This window comes from Nocardia sp. NPDC003345, from assembly GCF_053589395.1.
The window spans coordinates 1-3,280 of the sequence record NZ_JBSFRU010000484.1 but is presented as its reverse complement, the minus strand read 5'-3'; the positions used below and the strand labels follow the sequence as shown (position 1 = coordinate 3,280).

3 protein-coding genes are annotated in these 3,280 nt (G+C 69.5%); all 3 read left to right on the top strand.

The annotated features are described in order from the left end of the window. Positions 1–889, top strand: an 889-nt coding sequence (locus ACWDU1_RS30990; protein ID WP_450003920.1) for a UDP-N-acetylmuramoyl-tripeptide--D-alanyl-D-alanine ligase, incomplete at its 5' end; no start/stop codon positions are given. Next, the gene (gene mraY, locus ACWDU1_RS30985) at positions 886–1,962 is read left to right on the top strand and encodes a phospho-N-acetylmuramoyl-pentapeptide-transferase (RefSeq protein ID WP_450003918.1); all 1,077 of its coding nucleotides are present in this window, start codon (positions 886–888) and stop codon (positions 1,960–1,962) included. The genes ACWDU1_RS30990 and mraY, both read left to right, overlap by 4 nt. Before the next feature lie 49 nt (positions 1,963–2,011). Then, a partial coding sequence (murD, locus tag ACWDU1_RS30980) for a UDP-N-acetylmuramoyl-L-alanine--D-glutamate ligase (RefSeq protein ID WP_450003922.1) occupies positions 2,012–3,280 on the top strand: 1,269 nt, incomplete at its 3' end.

The following is a 3,280-nucleotide window of genomic DNA, read 5'->3' as shown; positions in this document are numbered from 1 at the left end:
CCGCGAGGCGATCGCGAAAACCAAGGGTGAACTCGTGGAGGCATTGCCGGAGACCGGTCTGGCAGTGCTGAACGCCGACGATTCGCAGGTCAGCGCGATGGCGTCGCGGACGACCGCCCGGGTGACGATGGTCGGGCAGGCCGCCGGGGCGCGGATCCGCGCCACCGGCGTCACCCTCGACGATCGGGCTCGCGCGTCGTTCACGCTGCACACACCGCTCGGTGAGCGTGCGGTCACGCTGGCGGTCCACGGTGAGCACCAGGTCGGCAACGCGCTGTCGGCCGCCGCGGTCGCGCTGGAATGCGGTGCCGATCTCGATACCCTCGTCACCGCGCTCTCCGGTGCGCGGGCGGCGTCGGCCCGGCGGATGGATGTGCGGACCAACGCCGACGGCGTCACGGTGATCAACGATTCCTACAACGCCAACCCGGATTCCATGCGGGCCGCGCTCAAGGCGCTGGTGAGCATGGCGCGATCGGGTGAGGCGCCCCGCCGGAGCTGGGCGGTCCTCGGCGAGATGGCCGAACTGGGTCCCGAATCGGTGGTGGAGCACGACGGAATCGGCCGGCTGGCGGTCCGCCTCGACGTGGACCGGCTCGTCGTCGTCGGCACCGGACGACCCTCCCGGGGCATGCATCAGGGAGCGGTCATGGAAGGCTCGTGGGGTGAGGAGTCGGTGCTCGTCCCGGATATCGAAGCGGCCGTGGAACTGGTTGCCGCCGAAGTCGGCCCGGGCGATGTGGTGCTGGTGAAGGCATCGCAGTCGGTCGGGCTGTGGACGGTGGCGGAGAAACTGCTGGACGCGGGTGACAAGGATTCGGGTGCCGGTACGCCGGCGCCGGGCGGCGCGGGCGCCGCCGACGGGGTGAGCACGGAGGCAGTGCGTTGAGACAGATCTTGTTCGCGGCGGCGATCGCGCTGACGGTGTCGATCCTGCTGACACCGCTGCTGATCCGGATATTCGCCCGGCAGGGATTCGGCCAGGAGATCCGGGTCGACGGCCCGGCCAGCCACCAATCCAAACGCGGTACCCCCACCATGGGCGGCGTCGCGATCATCATCGGTATGTGGGCCGGTTATCTCGGTTCGCATCTGATCGGGATCGGCTACGACGCCGAGGGGCCGTCGGCGTCGGCACTGCTGGTGCTGGGCCTGGCCACCGCGCTCGGTGTGGTCGGATTCATCGACGATTTCATCAAGATCCGCAAGGGCCGCAACCTCGGTCTGACCGCCGCCGGAAAGTACCTGGGCCAGATCACCGCCGCGGTGGTGTTCGGGGTGCTGGCGCTGCAGTTCCCCGGCGGCAGCGGGCTCTCGCCGGCCAGCCGGCAGCTGTCCTATGTCCGCGATATCAACACCGTCTCGATGAGTGTGGTGGTGTTCCTGGCCTTCGTCTGCCTGATCGTGGTCGCCTGGTCGAACGCGGTGAACCTCACCGACGGGCTGGACGGGCTCGCCGCCGGGTCGATGAGCCTGGTGCTCGGCGGCTACGTGGTCATCACCTTCTGGCAGTACTACCACTCGTGTGAGACCAAGCCCGAGACCGGCTGCTACAACGTGCGCGATCCGCTGGACCTGGCACTGGTCTGCGCGGCGGGCACCGCCGCGTGTATCGGATTCCTGTGGTGGAACGCCGCGCCCGCCAAGATCTTCATGGGCGATACCGGTTCGCTGGCGCTGGGCGGCCTGCTCGCGGGCCTGTCGATCACCACCCGCACCGAACTGCTGATGGTCGTCATCGGCGCGCTGTTCGTCGCCGAGGCGGCGTCGGTGGTGCTGCAGGTGGCGGTGTTCCGGACCACCCGGAACCGGCTGTTCAAAATGGCGCCGTTCCATCATCATTTCGAGCTGAGCAAATGGGCGGAGACCACCGTGATCATCCGGTTCTGGCTGCTGGCCGCGATGGCCTCGGCGGCCGGACTCGCCCTGTTCTACAGCGAATACCTCTCCGCGGTCGGGTGAGCTGACGATGGAGGAACATGTACCGCGGGCCCTGCGCTCACCGGGCCCGATGCTGGAATTCCTGCGCGGCCGCGATGTCCTGGTCGCGGGCTGGGGGGTCTCCGGCCGTTCGCTGATCGCGCCGCTGCGCGATATCGGCGCCCGCCCCGTGGTGACCGACAGCGGTGCCCAGGCCTTGGCCGAAGCGTCCGAACTGGGGCTCGAGATCGCGCCGTCGGCGCAGTTGGAACGCACCGACTGGTCGCGGTTCGCGCTGGTGATCACCAGCCCGGGCTGGCGGCCGGATTCGCCGGTGCTGGCCTCGGCGGTATCCGAGGGTATCCCCGTCTGGGGCGATGTGGAGTTCGCCTGGTGGGTGGACCAGGCCCGGATCTACGGTCCGGTCCGCAAATGGCTGGTGGTGACCGGCACCAACGGTAAGACCACCACCACCCAGATGACCCACTCCATTCTGCGAGCTGCCGGCATACCGAGTGTGGCCTGCGGAAATATCGGACTCCCCATCCTCGACGCGCTACGCCGCACCCCCGGCCCCCAGGTGCTGGCGGTGGAGTTGTCCTCGTTCCAGTTGCACTGGGCGCCGTCGGTGCGGCCGGAGGCCGGGGTGGTGCTCAATGTCGCCGAAGACCATCTGGACTGGCACGGCGGCCTGGACGCCTACGCGGCCGCCAAGTCGCGGGCGCTGCTGGGCCGGGTCGGCGTGGTCGGGCTCGACGATCCGATCGCCGCCGGCCTGGCCCGCCGCTCCAAGGCCCGGCGCACCGTCGGGTTCCGCATCGGGGTGCCGGCCGACGGGGAACTCGGTGTGGTCGACGGCAAACTCCTCGACCGCGCCTTCACCAAGGCGGCGATCCTGGCCGAGTCCAAGGAGATCAGCCCGCCCGGACCGGCCGGGGTGGCCGACGCGCTGGCCGCCGCCGCGCTGACCAGGGCCATCGATGTGGCGCCGCAGTTCGTGCGCGAGGGCCTGATCGAGCACAAGGTCGGTCCGCACCGGTCGGCGCTGGTGCGGGAGCTGGGCGGGGTCGAGTTCGTCGACGACTCCAAGGCGACCAATCCGCATGCCGCGCGGTCGTCGATCCTCGGGCATCAGCAGGTGATCTGGCTGGCCGGCGGTCAGCTCAAGGGCGCCGGGGTCGAGGATCTGGTCGAAGAGGTCGCCGAACGGCTGGTCGCGGTGGTGCTGTTCGGTGTGGACGCACCCGTGATCGCGGCCGCACTGGCGCGACACGCCCCGGAAGTGCCGGTCGTCGAGCTGGATACGCGAGACCATTCAGGAATGGGGCAGGCAGTTCTGGACGATGCGATCACCGGCACC